This window comes from Leucobacter komagatae (genome assembly GCF_006716085.1).
GTDB lineage: Bacteria > Actinomycetota > Actinomycetes > Actinomycetales > Microbacteriaceae > Leucobacter > Leucobacter komagatae.
Genome location: NZ_VFON01000001.1, coordinates 762,868 through 779,241 on the forward strand (window position 1 = coordinate 762,868; position 16,374 = coordinate 779,241).

16 protein-coding genes are annotated in these 16,374 nt (G+C 67.5%); 12 read left to right on the forward strand and 4 right to left on the reverse strand.

The annotated features are described in order from the left end of the window. Positions 1-43: 43 nt before the first annotated feature. From hemW to lepA, 3 genes are read right to left on the reverse strand one after another with little or no spacing between them, the layout of a single operon-like run. Positions 44-1,285 (reverse strand): radical SAM family heme chaperone HemW, encoded by a 1,242-nt coding sequence (gene hemW / locus FB468_RS03500; protein ID WP_141886108.1) that lies wholly within the window; start codon positions 1,283-1,285, stop codon positions 44-46. Between the two features lie 2 nt (positions 1,286-1,287). Next, positions 1,288-2,058, reverse strand: a complete 771-nt coding sequence (locus tag FB468_RS03505; protein WP_141886109.1) for a DUF1990 family protein — start codon at positions 2,056-2,058, stop codon at positions 1,288-1,290. Continuing rightward, positions 2,055-3,908 (reverse strand): translation elongation factor 4, encoded by a 1,854-nt coding sequence (lepA, locus tag FB468_RS03510; protein ID WP_141886110.1) that lies wholly within the window; start codon positions 3,906-3,908, stop codon positions 2,055-2,057. The genes FB468_RS03505 and lepA overlap by 4 nt, the downstream gene beginning before the upstream one ends. Positions 3,909-4,043: 135 nt before the next feature. On the opposite strand from lepA, the gene FB468_RS03515 reads away from it, so the two are divergent. From FB468_RS03515 to rpsT, 7 genes are all read left to right on the forward strand, one after another. After that, entirely contained in the window at positions 4,044-5,030 is a 987-nt protein-coding gene (locus FB468_RS03515; protein ID WP_141886111.1) for a serine/threonine-protein kinase, read from the forward strand. Between the two features lie 201 nt (positions 5,031-5,231). Further along, positions 5,232-6,110 carry an ABC transporter ATP-binding protein gene (locus tag FB468_RS03520; protein WP_246055731.1) on the forward strand — a complete coding sequence of 293 codons (879 nt, stop codon included), beginning with the start codon at positions 5,232-5,234 and terminating at the stop codon, positions 6,108-6,110. A gap of 5 nt (positions 6,111-6,115) precedes the next feature. Further along, positions 6,116-6,871, forward strand: coding sequence for an ABC transporter permease (locus FB468_RS03525; protein WP_141886113.1), 756 nt, complete (start codon positions 6,116-6,118; stop codon positions 6,869-6,871). A 10-nt stretch (positions 6,872-6,881) separates the two neighbouring features. After that, the gene (locus FB468_RS03530) at positions 6,882-8,009 is read left to right on the forward strand and encodes a sensor histidine kinase (RefSeq protein ID WP_141886114.1); all 1,128 of its coding nucleotides are present in this window, start codon (positions 6,882-6,884) and stop codon (positions 8,007-8,009) included. A 5-nt stretch (positions 8,010-8,014) separates the two neighbouring features. After that, positions 8,015-8,674: a response regulator transcription factor gene (locus tag FB468_RS03535; protein ID WP_141886115.1), complete on the forward strand. Its 660-nt coding sequence runs from the start codon at positions 8,015-8,017 to the stop codon at positions 8,672-8,674. Positions 8,675-8,697: 23 nt separating this feature from the next. Beyond that, the gene (locus FB468_RS03540; protein WP_141886116.1) at positions 8,698-9,309 is read left to right on the forward strand and encodes a Pr6Pr family membrane protein; all 612 of its coding nucleotides are present in this window, start codon (positions 8,698-8,700) and stop codon (positions 9,307-9,309) included. Between the two features lie 148 nt (positions 9,310-9,457). Beyond that, positions 9,458-9,718 carry a 30S ribosomal protein S20 gene (gene rpsT, locus FB468_RS03545; RefSeq protein ID WP_141886117.1) on the forward strand — a complete coding sequence of 87 codons (261 nt, stop codon included), beginning with the start codon at positions 9,458-9,460 and terminating at the stop codon, positions 9,716-9,718. A gap of 273 nt (positions 9,719-9,991) precedes the next feature. Here the strand turns inward: rpsT and holA are convergent, their stop codons facing one another. Beyond that, the gene (gene holA / locus FB468_RS03550) at positions 9,992-10,990 is read right to left on the reverse strand and encodes a DNA polymerase III subunit delta (protein ID WP_141886118.1); all 999 of its coding nucleotides are present in this window, start codon (positions 10,988-10,990) and stop codon (positions 9,992-9,994) included. A 122-nt stretch (positions 10,991-11,112) separates the two neighbouring features. Between holA and FB468_RS03555 the strand changes: the two genes are divergently transcribed. The 5 genes from FB468_RS03555 (at position 11,113) to FB468_RS03575 (ending at position 16,348) form a co-directional block, all read left to right on the forward strand. Further along, positions 11,113-11,895 (forward strand): helix-turn-helix transcriptional regulator, encoded by a 783-nt coding sequence (locus FB468_RS03555; RefSeq protein ID WP_141886119.1) that lies wholly within the window; start codon positions 11,113-11,115, stop codon positions 11,893-11,895. 227 nt (positions 11,896-12,122) lie between these two features. After that, positions 12,123-13,175, forward strand: coding sequence for an iron chelate uptake ABC transporter family permease subunit (locus FB468_RS03560; RefSeq protein ID WP_141886120.1), 1,053 nt, complete (start codon positions 12,123-12,125; stop codon positions 13,173-13,175). Further along, the gene (locus FB468_RS03565; RefSeq protein ID WP_211359073.1) at positions 13,172-14,257 is read left to right on the forward strand and encodes a FecCD family ABC transporter permease; all 1,086 of its coding nucleotides are present in this window, start codon (positions 13,172-13,174) and stop codon (positions 14,255-14,257) included. Before FB468_RS03560 ends, FB468_RS03565 begins: the two co-directional genes overlap by 4 nt. Before the next feature lie 83 nt (positions 14,258-14,340). After that, positions 14,341-15,222 carry an ABC transporter ATP-binding protein gene (locus tag FB468_RS03570; protein ID WP_141886121.1) on the forward strand — a complete coding sequence of 294 codons (882 nt, stop codon included), beginning with the start codon at positions 14,341-14,343 and terminating at the stop codon, positions 15,220-15,222. A gap of 94 nt (positions 15,223-15,316) precedes the next feature. After that, complete coding sequence (locus FB468_RS03575) at positions 15,317-16,348, forward strand: ABC transporter substrate-binding protein (RefSeq protein WP_170219610.1); 1,032 nt, start codon at positions 15,317-15,319, stop codon at positions 16,346-16,348. Positions 16,349-16,374 lie beyond the last annotated feature (26 nt).

The following is a 16,374-nucleotide window of genomic DNA, read 5'->3' on the forward strand; positions in this document are numbered from 1 at the left end:
CGCACCGCCTTTCTGGCACTCGAACAACCTGAGTGCCAGTCTACTACCGCAGGAGTTGTCCGACGACTGTGTCCGCTAGGAGCCGACCGCGAAGCGTCGGCACGATCCTGCGCTCGGATCCGCCTGCGCCAAGCGCGGCGCGGCCATCGATGAGGCCATCGGCGATGAGGCCGGGGATAGCATCGCGGCTCTGTTCGCTCAGAGCGTCGATCGCGAAGCCATCGGCGATGCGCGTCTCCAGCAGCACGCGCTCGCTGTAGCGGGCCTCGTCGGTGAGGAGCTCGCGCGCGTGCGCGGGCGACAGACCCTGGCTCATCCGATCGGCATAGGCGCGGGGGTGCTTCACGTTCCACCACCGCAGCCCACCGATGTGGGAGTGTGCGCCAGGGCCAGCGCCCCACCAGTCCTCCCCCGTCCAGTACGAGAGGTTGTGGCGCGAGCGCGTCTCGGGGGTGCGCGACCAGTTGCTGATCTCGTACCATTCGTACCCGGCTGCGGCGAGCCGCGCGTCGAGCATCTCGTACATCTCGGCGTGCACATCGTCGTCGGGCTGAGCGACCTCGCCACGCCTGATCTGGCCCGCAAGCTTCGTGCCTGCCTCAACGATGAGCGCGTACGCCGAGAGATGGTCTGGGGCGTTCTCGAGCGCGGCGTCGAGCGACCGCGACCAGTCTTCGATCGACTCTCCGGGGGTGCCGTAGATGAGGTCGAGACTTACCTGGAGGCCGGCTGCGCGGGCGGCAGCGACGACGACGGGCACGCGCTCGGGGCTGTGCGTGCGGTCGAGCGTGCGCAGCACGTGCGGCACCGCCGACTGCATCCCAAAGCTCACTCGCGTGAAGCCCGCGTCGGCAAGCGTCTCCAGGTAGGCTTCGTCAACCGAATCGGGGTTCGCCTCGGTCGTCACCTCCGCGCCGGGGGCAATGCCCCACTCGTCGCGGATGCGGCCGAGCATCATCGCGAGGTCAGACGCGGGCAGGAGCGTCGGGGTGCCGCCGCCGAAGAACACTGTCGATACCTCGCGCTCGGGCAACCCGGCCGCGCGCATCACGCCCGCGCCGAAGCTCAGTTCGGCCGCGGCCTCGGCGGCATACCCCGCCTGGCTTGCGCCCCCGCCGAGCTCGCTCGCGGTGTACGTATTGAAATCGCAGTATCCGCAGCGCACCCTGCAGTAGGGCACGTGCAGGTACACGCCGAAGGCGCGCTCGCCCGCGCCGTCGAGCACGCTCGCGGGGAGCGCCCCATCGGCCGGCGCAGGGTCACCGTCGGGGAGCACGCTCGGCATCGCTAGACGCCCTGGGCAGGATCGCCGTCGGGTTCCGAAGCCGGATCCTCGATTGCCGGATCCTCGAGTGCGGGATCCCGCTCCGCGGTGCTTTTCTCCGTCCCCGCGGGCGCGGCGACGCCGTTTCTGATCGCTGCGCCCGGAGCGAGCGCGCCAATGAGCGCCTGCGCCTGCTCGATTACATCCCGCAGCTCGGAACGCTGCTTCACGCTCGCCATGAGGCCAGAGCTTGTGAGGAAGGTGAAGCCACGCACAACGGCCCACACCGTGCCATCGGAGCGGTGCTCGACGGTGACGAGCTGCTCACCGAAACCGGCGGTTTCCTCGCGATCACCCCACGCGAAGCCGAGCCGCTGCGGCTCGTCGACGGTCGAGATCACGAGGATCGGCCGGGGGTGCTTCGCCTTCGCGGACACGAGCGTCGCGGTCGTTCCAGGGAGCACGTACGCTTCGCCCTCGGGGCTGAACAGCTCCTCGGGCTTCTCCCCGAGTTCCGGGGTGCCCCCGTCGTCGAACTGAACGCCGACGTAGTCTGCCTGCTCGCCAAGCTCGATGTTCTCGACGGTGAACCCGGCGGCGCGGTGCGCGCCCCAGGTCATGAGGAGGTTCGCCGCGGTCAGGAAGCGCTCCTGACCGCTGCCCAGTTGCAGGGCTTCCTCGTAGGGAGTGCTCCCCGCGGGCGGGAACCGCATGAGGTCGGGTGCACCCGATGCTCCGATCGCCGCGTAGGCGACGGGCATGCGTGTATAGCTTGATCTGCGGGGTGCGTTCACTTCTTCGACGATTCCTTACCCTCGACGTCGCCCGACAGCGCTGCGATGAAGGCCTCCTGAGGGACCTCGACGCGGCCAACCATCTTCATGCGCTTCTTGCCCTCCTTCTGCTTCTCGAGCAGCTTGCGCTTACGGCTGATGTCGCCGCCGTAGCACTTCGCGAGGACGTCCTTACGGATCGCGCGGATGTTCTCGCGGGCGATCACGCGGGCGCCGATGGCTGCCTGAATCGGCACCTCGAACTGCTGGCGCGGGATGAGCTTGCGCAGGCGCTCGGTCATCATCGTGCCGTAGGCGTACGCGTTGTCGCGGTGGACAATCGCGGAGAACGCGTCGACGGCCTCCCCCTGCAGGAGGATGTCGACCTTCACGAGATCTGCCTCTTGCTCGCCGCTCGGCTCGTAGTCGAGGCTCGCGTAGCCCTGGGTGCGGCTCTTCAGGTGGTCGAAGAAGTCGAAGACGATCTCGCCCATCGGGATGTTGTAGCGCAGCTCGACGCGCTCACCGAGGTACTCCATGCCGAGCAGGCTGCCGCGGCGCGACTGGCACAGCTCCATGATCGCGCCGACGTAGTCCTTCGGCGCGAGGATGGCGGCGCGAACCATGGGCTCGCGCACGCTCGCGATCTTCCCGTCGGGGTACTCCGAGGGGTTCGTCACCGTCACCTCGGTGCCGTCCTCCTTCGAGACCTCGTAGATCACGCTCGGGGCGGTGGTGATGAGGTCAAGATCGAACTCGCGGCGCAGCCGCTCCGTGATGATCTCGAGGTGGAGCAGACCGAGGAAGCCGCAACGGAAGCCGAAGCCAAGCGCGACCGAGGTCTCGGGCTCGTACTGCAGCGCCGCGTCAGAGAGCTTGAGCTTGTCGAGCGCCTCGCGCAGCACCGGATAGTCGGAGCCGTCGAGCGGGTACAGGCCCGAGAACACCATCGGCTTCGGGTCGGTATACCCGGGAAGCGCTTCGGTTGCGCCCTTGAGCTTGCTCGTGACAGTGTCGCCAACCTTCGACTGGCGCACATCCTTCACGCCCGTGATGAGGTAGCCGACCTCGCCGACCGCCAGCCCCTTTGTGGGGGTCGGGCCGGGCGAGGAGACGCCGATCTCGAGCGCCTCATACTCGGCGCCCGTAGACATCATTTGCACTTTCTCACGCGGGGTGAGCTTGCCGTCGACCATACGGACATAGGTCACGACGCCGCGGTAGGGGTCGTACACGGAGTCGAAGATCATCGCCCGGGCTGGCGCGTCGGTCTGGCCGACGGGCGCGGGGATGCGAGACACAACGACGTCGAGCAGTTCTTCGACGCCCGCGCCGGTCTTGCCCGAGACCTTGAGGATGTCATCGGGGTTGCCGCCGATGAGATCGGTGATCTCACGGGCGACCCGCTCGGGGTCGGCCGCTGGCAGGTCGATCTTATTGAGCACGGGAATGATCTCGAGGTCATTCTCCATGGCCAGGTACAGGTTCGCGAGCGTCTGGGCTTCGATGCCCTGCGCCGCGTCGACGAGCAGGATCGCGCCCTCACAGGCCGCGAGCGAGCGCGAGACCTCGTACGAGAAGTCGACGTGGCCCGGCGTATCGATCATGTTGAGGGCGTACTCTCCCCCTTCGGACTGCCAGTGCATGCGCACGGCCTGCGACTTGATCGTGATACCGCGCTCGCGCTCGATATCCATGTTGTCGAGGTATTGGGCGCGCATGTCGCGATCGGCCACCGTACCGGTGACCTGGAGCATGCGGTCGGCAAGCGTCGACTTGCCGTGATCGATGTGCGCGATGATGCAGAAGTTGCGGATCATCGAGGGGTCGGTCGACGCCGGCACCGGTGGTTTCAGACTGCGTGGAGACATTGCCAGCCATTATCTCACGCACGGCGAGCTCGCGGCACCACCACATCTGTCACCGCTCGGGCGCTCCCCCGACCGAACGCCCCGCGCACCCGGCCGCCACACGCCCCGATCAGGCCGGGCCCGTAGGATGACAGCGTGTCTGCTTCTCAGTTTGTTCGACGCGCCCTCGCGCCGGGACGGCCAGAACGCGCCGTCGCGCTCGCGGCATCACTCGGCGCGATCACTCTTATCGACCCCGCGAAACTCAGAGCGGGCGAGCTCGCCGCTTACCGCACCACCCTGGCAGGGATCACCGCCGCCGACCTTGCGACCGACCTCCCTCCGCGAACGAGCCCGGCCGCGCGCGCCGCAATCGCCACGCTTGGCGCTGGCGCGGTACTCGGGCTCTCGCCGCTCGGCGAGGCCTTCGACGCGAAACTGCAGCGCTCCCTCGCGCGACGGGGCGTGCGTCGCCCGAGGGTGGCCCTCGCAATCGCGGGCGCGGCACTCGTCCTCGCAAGCGAGCTACCGGGCATTCTCGCGAAGCGTCGGGCCAGCCGCACTGGCCTCGGCACTAGCCCAGGCGCTGGCCTCGGCACTGACCTCAGCACTGGCCCCAGCAGCGCACTCGGCATCGGCCCCGCCGGCGACCACACGACCCTTGGCGACCTCCCCGACGGCGCTCGCGCGCTCATCGCGGGCATGCTCGAGTACAGCGCCGAACCGAGCGCTGGCGCGCTCGCCGCGCAACTCGGAGACGCCCGCGAGCTCGTGTGGCAGGGGGTGCCCGGATCCTACGACGTCATCAACATCGACGTGTCTGACGCGCACGCGGCCCCGCGCGCCGTCCCCCACGAGCAGCGGTTTCCGGTCACCGCCGAGTTCCGCGACCCAGACTCTGGCACGAACCGCCTCGTGAGGCTGTTCGTCGAGGATGGCCTCCTCGCGCGACTCACCCTCGAAGACGGCACGGCCGGCGACGCAACACGTGGCAACACAGCAGGCCGCACGCACCGCGCCAGCGCGGCCGGGCACTGGCCCGGGCAGTGGCCGTCTCTCGCCGAGGTGACGTTCTCGCTTGAGAGTGACGCACCGAGCGACAGGCGGGCTGCGATCCTCGCCCGCCTGCAGTCCCGCAGCTAGCCCGCAGCTAGCCCGCAGCTAATCGAGCGAGTGTGACACCTGTCACGTCTTCTGCGTGACACCGCCCTCTCGCGGCCAGGCACGGCCAATCGAAAAGCTAGAGGCATGGTTCAACATGACTCACCGCAATCAGCACTCCGGCCGCCCGGCGTGCCCGCGCCCTTGGCGCCTTCCTCGCCGAGCACAGCCACGGCTCTTGAATTGGTCGGCGTCGTTCGCCAGTTCGGCGCCGGCGCGAAGCTCGTTCGCGCCGTCCGCGGCGTCAACCTTCGCGTCGAGCGCGGAGAGGTCGTCGCGCTCCTCGGCCCGAACGGGGCCGGGAAAACCACGCTCATCGACATGGTGCTCGGCCTGAGCGACCCCGACGAGGGCACAGTGCGCGTCCTCGGGCGAACGCCCCGAGCTGCCGTCGCTGAGGGGGCACTGTCGGCCGTGCTGCAGACCGGCGGGCTGCTCGCAGATCTCACCGTGCGAGAGACCGTCGAGGTGATCGCGAGCTTCCACGGCGTCCGGGCGCGTGTTCCCGAGGTGCTTGAGCGCGCGAGCCTCACCGAGATTGCGCGGCGCAAGGTGAGCAAGTGCTCGGGCGGCGAGCAGCAGCGTGTGAAGTTTGCGCTCGCGCTCCTCCCCGACCCCGACGTACTCATTCTTGACGAGCCCACGGCGGGCATGGACGTCACCGCACGCCGCAGGTTCTGGGATGCGATGCGCGCCGACGCGAACGCGGGCCGAACCATCGTGTTCGCGACGCACTATCTTGAGGAGGCCGAGCAGTTCGCAAGGCGCACCGTCGTCTTGAACCACGGCGAGGTCGTCGCAGACGGCGAGACGGCAACCCTTCGGGCTTCGCTCGGTGGCCGCACGCTTCAGGCAACGCTCCCGGCTGCCGCGGACGAACTGCTCGCGGTGCTCCGTGCGGACACCGCGATCTCGTCGCTCGAGATCGATGCCGGCCGCGTCACCCTTCGTGCGCACCATTCGGATGCGGTTGCGGCGAGGCTGCTCGCGGGCGGCGCAACCGACCTTGAGATCGCGGCCCCAACACTCGAAACCGCGTTTACCGCGCTCACGGAGGACTAACCCCCATGCTGTTTTCAACCACGTTCTTCCGCGTCGAGGTCAGGCGGCAGTTCCGCAACCCATACACGCTCGTGTTCACCCTCGGCATGCCGATCGCGATGTACCTACTGTTCGGCGCCGGAGCCGAGTACAAGGATGCGAGCGCAGGCAACGGAAACGTCGCCTTCTACGTCATGGCCTCGATGGCAGCCTTCGGCACCGCAACCGCGATGACGTCGCTCTGCTCGCTCGCCGCCTCCGAGGTCGGTCAGGGCTGGGGCAGGCAGATCGCGCTCACTCCGCTCTCCATTCCGGGCTACGCCGCGGTCAAGCTTGCGGTTGCCCTCACGTTCTCGGCGGTGTCCACGACGGGCGTCTTCGTCGTCGGCGTTTTCACCGGCGCCCATGCTGACTCGCCGTGGCTCTGGGCTGCCGTCGCCGCCCTCGTGCTCGCCGGTGGCCTCATGTTCGGGCTGTTCGGTCTCGGCACTGGGCTCGCCTTCAACTCCGACACCGCGGCGTCGCTCGCCTCTATCGCGATCACGCTCTTCGGGTTCGTTGGCAACGTGTTTATGCCACTCTCCGGGGCGATGCTCGCCGTCGCGCACTTCACGCCCATGTACGGCTACGCGGCTCTCGTGCGCTGGCCGATCACCGAGGGGGCGCTCATCTCCGGGGGCAGCGACTCGATCTGGCTTGTACTCGCGAACTTCGCGGTCTGGGCGCTACTGTTCGCCGGGCTCGTTCGGCTCGGCGTGCTGCGTTCGCGCCGCCGGCGCTAGGCTGTCACAAATGAGTGATCCGACCCTCACCGACCCTGCGAACGCCTGGGCGCGCTTCGGCTGGCTCATGGGCGGAATCTGGCTCGTGTTCCTCTATTTCCCCGCCGCGGCCCTCGTGAACTCTGAGGCCGCGGCGTGGGCGGTCGCGCTCGGCTGGCTCGGCGTTGCAGCGTTCGCGGCCTCGTACCTCACTGGTTTCATCGTCGGGATGCGCGCGCCGCACGGCAGGGAGCGCCCGGTTACCGTCTGGCTCTTCGTCGCGGCGCTCGGGTGTGCGGCACTCACGATCCCTGCGATCGGTTGGAACGCGACGAGCTTCACGCCGTTCCTGATGTCGTACGCGTCGTACCTGCTCAGCCGCCCCGTTCACTGGGCGGCGAACACGCTCGGCCCGGCGCTCATCGTGTTCGAGATCGCGACAGCCGGGGCTCGCGGCGCCGCCCCGCCATGGCCGCTCCTGTGGATTGTCATGATGATCGCAGCGGTGAACACGATCAACTCGTGGCTGATCAAGCGGTCGACGGCAGCCGACAAACTGCGCGTCGAGCTCGCGACGAGCGAGGGGCGCGAGGCCGTCGCCCGCGACGTTCACGATCTGCTCGGCCACTCACTCACCGTTGTGAAACTCAAGGCCGAGCTTGCGTCGCGGCTCCTCGAGCTCGATCCCGCAGCCGCACGCGCCGAGCTCGACGAGATCGTGAGGCTCACGGGCGAGGCGATCTCCGGCGTGCGCGGCACGGTCACCGGGTTTCGCGCCGACGGGCTCGCAGAACAGCTCACCGAGACCTCAGGAGCGCTCGCCACGGCAGGGATCGCGCTCGACGTGCGTGGCAGCGCATCCGCCCTGTCCCCCGCGCAGGCGATCCCCGCCGCCTGGATCTTGCGCGAGGCCACAACGAACGTCCTCCGGCACGCGGGCGCGACTCGGGTCGTCGTGACCTTCGCGCCCGGGAAGCTCACCGTGAGTGACGATGGGGTCGGGATCGGGATCGAGCCCGGTGCCGACCGAGGCCGGGGTGTCGCGGGCAACGGGCTCCGCGGGATGAGCGAGCGCGCGGCGGCTGCCGGCGCCGAACTTCGCATTGAGAGCGCTCCGGGGCAGGGAACGCAGGGAACGCAGGTGAGTCTGACATGGTGATGAGCATGAATGCCGGTGAGCCATCTAGGGCTGCTGGAGCGCCGGTCGGGTCGGGCGATCGAATCAGACTGTTGCTCGTCGATGACCAGGCACTCGTTCGCGGAGCCCTAGGCGCGCTGCTCGGGCTCGAACCCGACCTCGAGGTCGTCGGCTACGCCGCTGGTGGCGCCGAGGCGATTGCACTGGCGACCGAGCTGCGCCCCGACGTGTGCCTCATGGACATTCAAATGGCCGGCATGGACGGCATCGCCGCGACACGAGCCCTGCTTGAGGTGAGCCCAACGTCGCGGGTGCTCATCGTGACGACCTTCGCACGCCCGGGCTATCTTCGTTCCGCGCTCGACGCGGGGGCGAGTGGGTTCGTCGTGAAGGACGCGTCCCCTGAGCAGCTTGCGGAGTCGATCAGGCAGGTTCACCGGGGGCGGCGCGTTGTTGACCCAGCCCTCGCTGAGGCTTCACTCTTTGAGGGCACCAACCCCCTGAACGAGCGGGAGCGCCAGGTCTTGCGTCGTGCCGCAGAGGGGCTCACCGCCCCCGCCATCGCGGCAGAGATCTTCCTCTCGGCGGGCACGGTGCGCAACCTCCTCTCCTCGGCCATCGGCAAGGTCGGCGCGAAGAACCGCGCCGCAGCCGCGCGCATTGCCGTCGAGAAGGGCTGGCTGTAGTGCACACGGTTGCCCACTCCGCTGTGGCTTGGACCCGCCTTGCGCTCGGTACCGCAATCCTCCTCGCTCTCTGGATCGCCTACGTTCTCGGGGTTCCGCGAGACGGCGCGACCCCGTTCAACTTCTTCGGCTACTTCACGAACCTCACCAATCTGCTGGCGGCGCTCACTCTCGTCGCGTGCGGCGCGCTCAGTCGCATCGGGGCCCCGGTCCCGCTGCCACTCAACCTCGTTCGCGGCGTCGTCACCTCCTGCATGCTCGTCGTAGGCGTGATCTACAACACGCTCATTCCGGGCACGGGCAGCGCGCCCTGGTGGGTGTCGCTCCTGCTTCATGCGATCGCTCCCGCATTCCTGCTTGTCGACTGGGCATGCGTGGGCGACAGGCCTCCGCTCCCGTGGCGAAGGCTATGGCTTGTGCTGCCTTACCCGCTCGCCTGGCTCGGTGTGGTCCTTATCCGCGGCGTGACGGATGGCTGGGTGCCATACGGCTTCCTCCTCCCCAGCCACGGGGCCCCCTACGTGCTGGCTCACGTCGCAGGTCTGCTTGCGACCCTGGCGTTCGCGGCCTGCCTCGTGTGGCTCCTCTCCCGAACCACCGGGCTGGCGGCATTCACGCGTCGCCGATCGCGCTGAACCCACCCCGGGTGGCGTGCTTCGAGGCGCGGGATCTGCTAAAGTAGGTTCTTGGCTTGCGTGTGGATCAAACCACACCCCCGTTAGGTGCCCTCTCTCACCGCGCGGATCAACCCGATTGACCTCTTACTGAAGGAACCTACCCAACGTGGCAAACATTAAGTCGCAGATCAAGCGCATCAAGACCAACGCGAAGGCTACCGAGCGCAACAAGGCGTACAAGAGCGAGCTCCGCACCGTCATCCGCAAGACCCGCGAGGCCGTCGTCGCAGGCGACAAGGCAGCAGCTGAGTCGGCGCTGAAGACCGCTACCCGCAAGCTCGACAAGGCGGCTTCGAAGGGCGTGATTCACAAGAATCAGGCCGCGAACCGCAAGTCGAAGCTCGCCGCTCAGGTCGCAAAGATCTAAGCAGACAGACTTCGAGGCTCGGGTTCCACTTCGGTGGGGCCCGAGCTTTTTTGTACCCGCTTCACGTGAGACCGGGCGCTGCACCCCTGGCGCCCGCCGTCGCGCCCGACGTTCGCAATGGGATCGACGAAATCAATGCCCCTTCAAGTCCCGGGCCGGGATGCCTTCTGCAGATCGCATAGATACCACGCGGGTGGCAAGGCAAGGTTAGGCAAGGTTAGGCAAGGTTAGGCAAGGCAAGGCAAGCAGAACTGCGCGAGCGCCTGGGCACCCCTACGAGTCGCGGCCACGGAGCGCCACAAACGTAACGAACCGCTCCATCGCATATTCGGGGTCCCTGCTGCCGCCCTTGAGGCTCCACTCCGTCTCGGCGCCGAGATCGATCGCGCGCGCGAGGTCTTCCTCCCGCCACCCCCGGATGTCTTTGAGCGCCCTGTCGACCATCCACGGCGCCATGCCAAACTGCTTGGCGAGTTGTCCCGAGGAGCCGCGCGCGCCGAAGACCCGGGCCATGCCGCGGAGCTTCATGTTCAAGACTGCAAGGATCGGGATCGGCGAGGTGCCACCCAGCAGCGCCTGCCTGAGCAGCACGAGCGCATCGGCGCGCTTGCCCGCGACCGCGGCGTCGGCGACTTTGAACCCGCTCGCCTCGACACGACCCTCGGTCGCGCGGTTCACATCATCCTCGGTGATGTCTGCGCCGATGTCGGACACGAGCTGCGCACACGCGCCCGCGAGCTCGGTCACACTGCCCGACGAGTAGGCCGCGGCGAGCATGCGAACAGCCCCGGGCGTCGCGCGCGCCCTCAGTCGGCGAAACTCGCCCTGGGCGAAGGCCAGGCGATCCTGATCTTTCTTCAGCTCGGGGCACAGCACCTCGATCGCGCCCTGCGCCTTGCGCACCGCATCGAGTAGTGCCTTACCGCGCTGGCCGGTGGTGTGCCGCAGCACGAGCGTCGTGTCCTCTGCCGGCTCCGCGATATACCGCTTCGCGTCCTCGATAAACGCGTCGGAGCACTTCTCGACGCCGGTGACGCGAATGAGGCGCGGCTCCGCGAAGAGCGACGGGCTCGCAATCGTGAACAGCTCCCCCGCCCCGTAGCTCGCCGCGTCGACGTCGTGGACCTCCAACTCGGCGTGCGCCTCACGAAGCAGCTCGCGGATGCGCTGCGACGCGCGGTCAGCGAAGAACTCTTCGGGGCCGCTCACCAGCACCACGGGCGCAGGGGTGACGTCGGTCCATTCAACCTTGGAGATCTTTGCTGTAGCCACGCACCCAGACTACCGGCAGCCACCGACACTCAGCAGGCGCTCAGCCGCAACCACCCACACCACGCCATACGTCTGACTAAGGTAAGGTAGACCTAACATCTGATGAATTCACGAGGTACGTAATGACTCTGCTCGACGTTCGCCCGGCCGCGATCGCGAATGACCGTCTCGTCGCCGAGCCATACCTGCTCCGCACCAAGATCCACGTTCCGCTGCACGCAACACAGTGGCCGTCGCACGAGCATCCCGAACACGAACTGCTGTGGACGGACCGTGGCGTCGTCACGATGCACACCGACGGCAAGCAGTGGACGGTTGCGCCGGGCGTCGGCCTCTGGATTCCCGCGGGAGTTCCGCACGAGGGCTCCTCCCGAGAAAGCACCGAGGTGCGCGCGACCTACTTCGCCCCGGCGTCGTGGTCGAAACCGTGGGACCGGCCGGTCGCGGTCACTGTTCGCCCGGCCGTGAGAGAGCTCCTCGTGCACCTCTCGCGTTCAAACATGTCAGAAGAAGAGCGCATCAGGGCGCAGCAAGTGTGTATCGACATGCTCGAGCTTGCGGATGCCGTCAGGCTCGACATCCCGATCCCTGAAGACGGCCGACTCGCGCTGCTCGTCGAGTTGATCCTCAGCGACCCCGCCGATGACCGCTCACTCGAGCAGTGGGCATCGATGCTCAACATGACCTCCCGCACGCTCACCCGCGCGTTCAGCGCCGAGGTCGCGATGAGCTTTGCCCAGTGGCGGCGGCTCGTACGGATGCGCGCCGCTCTCGGGTTCCTCTCGGAGGGGTTGAGTGTGAAGGTCGTCGCCCGCAAGGTGGGCTACAGCACCACGAGCGCGTTCGTGACCGCGTTCAGAAAGACAGTGGGCTGCACCCCGGGCGAGCTGAGCACACGGCTGTAGGCGGGCAGCCCTGCGCGTCAGCACGCACGACGCTGTACAGCACGCCTCCTGCGGAACAGCACGCGCTGTCCGGAACGGAACACGTCCTGTCTCCAACCGGCAGCGGCGCGTTCATAGGCTCGAGATCGTCCGCAGAACGCTAGAAGGCAAGAAGGCTAGACACCCTCAAGGCCAGCCAGCCAGCCAGCCAGCCAGCCAGCCAGACCGCCAGGAGCACATCCGCAAGCATGACCTCTCGCACGTCACAGGCGCAGCCCGTACGCCAAACACAAGGGCTCGCACGAACCAACGCCGCGCGCTCCCTCACGCTCCTAGGGTGCGTCGCGGCTCTCGCCCTCGTAGCGCTCCTCAGCATCGTCATCGGCTCACGTGAAATCCCGGTGAGCGTTGTCTGGGACGCGATCGTCGCGCCCGGTTCGGTCGAGGACCACTTCGTGATTCGCGACCTCCGGCTTCCCCGCACCGTCGTCGCCATCGTCGTCGCCGCTGCGCTCGGCGTGGCTGGCGCCCTCATACAGGCGCTCACCCGGAACCCGCTCGCAGACCCCGGCATCCTCGGGGTCAACGCGGGTGCGTCCTTCGCGGTAGCGATCGGGGTTGGGGCGTTCGGCGTGTCAACAATCACCGGCTACATTTGGTTTGCGTTCGCGGGCGCCTTGCTCGTCACGGTCGCCGTCTACGCGATTGGTTCCGCTGGCCGCGGCGGTGCCGACCCACTCAGACTCGTCCTCGCCGGCGTGGCGCTCAGCGCGGCACTCAGCGGGCTCACGACCGCGCTCACGCTGCTCGACCCGCAGGCCTTCGACAAGATGCGCGGCTGGGGCGCCGGCACCGTCGTCGGGCGGGGCTTCGATGTGATCGCCCCGGTGCTCCCGTTCCTCGCCGTTGGGATCGTGATCGGGATCCTCATGGCGCGCCCACTCAACGCGATCGCGCTCGGCGAAGATCTCGCCGCCGCGCTCGGCGCGAACGTGCTCCGCACCAGGATCCTCGTCATCATCGCCGTGACCCTGCTCGCGGGCGGAGCAACCGCGCTCGCCGGCCCCATCGGCTTCATCGGGCTCATGGTGCCGCACGTTGCGCGCTGGATCGTCGGGCCAGATCAGCGGTGGATCATCGCGTACACCATTGTGCTCGCCCCAATTTTGCTCCTCGTGGCGGACATTGCTGGTCGCCTGATTATGCGCCCCGCGGAGGTGCCCGTCGGCATCGTGACGGCCTTTGTCGGTGCGCCCGTGCTGATTGTGCTGATTCGCAGAAGAAAGCTGAGTGCGCTGTGACCGCTCCCGCCTCATCCCCAGTCCCGCCGTCGCCGCGCGCGACAGTGGATTTCGGTCGCAAGGTCAAGCGAGTCAGTATCGGACGCGCGCGGCTTCGCATCGATGTTCGCCACCTGACAGTCTGCGCGCTCGTGCTGCTCGCAGGGGTCGCGATCGGTGTCGCCGCGCTCGCCAACGGCGAGTATCCGCTCACCCTCAGCCAGGTGTGGCACGCGATCGCATCGGGAGTGAATGACTTCACTCACACCGTCGTCGTCGAGTGGCGGATGCCTCGAGCACTCGCCGCGATCACGTTCGGCGCGGCGCTCGGGGCGAGCGGCGCGGTATTCCAGTCGCTCACACGCAACCCGCTCGCGAGCCCCGACATCCTCGGCTTCAGCGCAGGCGCGTACACCGGCGCCATCATCGTGATGATCGTGTTCCAAGGAACCTACATCGACGTCGCTATCGGGGCGTTCGTCGGCGGGCTCGCAAGCGCCGCCGTCGTCTACCTGCTTGCGTTCAAGGGCGGGGTGCAGGGGTTCAGGCTCATCATCGCGGGCATCGCGGTCTCGGCGATGCTGAGCTCGCTCAACACCTGGCTGACGCTCACTGCCGACCTCGATACCGCGCTCGTCGCCGCGGTGTGGGGTGCCGGTTCGCTCAATGGGATGACCTGGAACCAGACGGGGCTTGGGAGCATCCTCGTCGTCCTGCTGCTTCTCGGGACGATTGCCTGTTCGCGCCCCCTCAGACAGTTGGAGCTCGGCGACGACGCCGCGAAGGCGCTCGGCGTGCGCGTCGAGCCGGCGCGGCTCGGGCTCATGCTCGTCTCGGTCGCCCTCATCGCCGTGGTCACCGCGGCGGCCGGGCCGATCTCGTTCGTCGCGCTGGCGGCCCCGCAGATTGCTCGCAGGCTTACGCGGTCGGCAGGCGTCTCGGTCGTCGCGTCGGCTGCGATGGGGGCCCTGCTGCTCTCGGCATCAGACTTCATCGCGCTCCATGCCCTCCCCACGATGCTCCCCGTCGGCACCGTCACCGTCGTGCTCGGCGGTGGGTACCTTATTTGGCTGCTCGTGCACGAGGCAAGGCGCAGGCTCTAGGGGCCGTGCTCGCTCAGCCCGGCCGTCGCGCTCATCTATACGCCCTGGCAAAACCCCAATCACAACCAACACGAAAGTGCACCATGCTTGAGAATGAGAACACCGCGACCGCGCTTCGGGTGGAAAACGCGACGATTGGATACGACCAGAAGACGATCTCTTCGGAGCTGTCTGTCGAAATTCCTGACGGCTCGTTCACGGTGATCGTCGGCCCCAACGCGTGCGGCAAGTCGACGCTGTTGCGGGCACTCTCGCGCCTCATTCGCCCTTCGGCGGGGCAGGTGCTACTCGACGGCAAAAGCATCTCGTCGTACCGCGCGAAGGAGGTCGCAACGCGACTCGGTCTCCTCCCACAAACGTCACTCGCTCCCGACGGCATTACGGTCGCAGACCTCGTGTCGCGCGGCCGCTACCCGCACCAGGGCCTCATCCGCCAGTGGACAGCTGCCGACGAACAGGCCGTTCTCAGCGCTATGGAAGCGACGGGCGTCACCGAGCTCTCACCGAGCCTCGTCGACGAGCTCTCGGGAGGCCAGCGCCAGCGGGTGTGGGTCGCCATGGTCCTCGCTCAGGAGACCCCGCTCCTGCTGCTCGACGAGCCGACGACCTTCCTCGACATCGCGCACCAGATCGAGCTACTCGAGCTCTTCACTGATTTGAACCTCGCTGGCAACACGCTCGTTGCGGTGCTGCACGACCTCAATCAGGCGGCCCGCTACGGCACCCACCTCATCGCGATGAAAGACGGCCGCATCGTCGCGCAGGGCTCGCCGGAGGAGGTCGTCACCGAGGAGATTGTGTCAGAGGTGTTTGGGCTGGCCTGCCGCGTCGTGCCCGACCCAGTCGCGGGAACGCCAACGGTCGTGCCGCTCGGGCGCGACCGCTCGGCCGCCGGCCGAACGCGTCCTGAACGCGATGCGGCTCGTCCCCCTCGCGAACCGCAGCCTGAATACCGTGGTTTGTAGGCCTCCGGGCTCTGTTTTGCCCCAGGCTCATTTCACTCAGGCTCATCTCACCCAGGCCCGATTTTCCGGGCTCACGCTTCCCGCAAGGACACACATGCCACTCCCAACCTCATCCGCTTCCCGAGCAGCCGGCCGCCCATCACTGCTGCGTCGTTCGCTCGCCGCACTCGCGGCCACCGTCACCGTGGGGCTTCTCGCCGGCTGCGCGAGCGGCGGCGCCCCCTCCGCGGGCGACGACGCGGGGGCTGCGTCAGAAACCATCAGCTTCGAGTACGAGGGCTATGCAGCCGAGATCCCCGATGACCCCAAGCGAGTCGTCGTGCTCGACAGCCGGGCCGGCCTCGAGATGGCGCTGCTCGCTGACTACCCGCTCGTAGCGACCGCGTACGGGATGGACAGCCCGCTCTCGCCGCTCATCGACGACGACGTTGCGCATCTCAAGAACACCGCGTTCGACCTGAACCGCGAGGAGATCGCCTCCTACAACCCCGATCTCATCGTCGTCGGCATCGGCTGGTGGAACTTCTACGAGGGCGAAGACTTCAAGCTTGGCGACATCGCCCCGGTGCTCGCGGTGAATGACGGTCTGGACGTCGAGGGCGCTTCAGCTGACAACCCGTTCCAGGCGATGACGGCACAGCTCAGCCTGCTCGGCCGCGAAGACAAGGCCGAAGAGGCCATCGCAGGGTACGAGAAGGCCGTCGCGGATGCCCGTGAGCGTATCGGGTCATACACCGACGGCAAGGTGGCATCGGTCATCCACTCCCCCGTTGACAACTTCACGGTGATCTCGGACGACTCGGTGTACCAGACTGTCCTGCCAGCCCTCGGCATGACGATCCTCGACAACGAAGAGATCTCGGCTGCGCCCGCGAACCCGAACGGGGCCGGGCACATGCTGAGCTACGAGAACGCCGTGAGCGCCCTCGGCGCCGCTGACATTCTCTTCGTCTACAAGGCGGATGTTGCCGCTGACCTCGACCCGCTGCTTAAGCGCGTCCCCGCAGTCGAGCGCGGCAACTGGATCGACGGCAACCTAGCCCAGCGCTTCGGCTTCGCGCTCACGTACACCAGCTTCGTGAATGACGTCGCTGACGCAGTCGAGGGGTTCAAGGACTTCTCCTAGGTTCCCGCGCGCTCGTTCGCGCGGCC